Raw genomic sequence first — 257 nt, 5'->3', positions numbered from 1 at the left:
CGATGCACACTGCGGTTTTAGCTAAAGAATTTGATGCTGTATGCGTATTTGTAAACGATTCGGTAGATAAAGCGGTTATTGATCAACTGGCTATATTTGGGGTTAACATCATTTTACTGCGCTGTGCGGGTTTTAATAATGTAGATTTAGCCGCTGCTAAACAGCATGGCATGAGTGTTCTGCGCGTTCCGGCTTACAGCCCTGAGGCAGTCGCAGAGCATTGTATTGCACTTATGCTTACGCTTAGCCGTAAAACC

1 pseudogene is annotated in these 257 nt (G+C 44.4%); it reads left to right on the top strand.

Annotation, left to right across the window (positions count from 1 at the left end):
- Positions 1-257: pseudogene (locus SB724_RS20915) on the top strand (lactate dehydrogenase); the annotation flags it as partial.

This window comes from Bacillus sp. SIMBA_031 (assembly GCF_046535225.1).
Lineage (GTDB): Bacteria > Bacillota > Bacilli > Bacillales > Bacillaceae > Bacillus > Bacillus velezensis.
The sequence above is the reverse complement of the archived record's forward strand: the minus strand, read 5'-3'. Positions and strand labels throughout refer to the sequence as shown.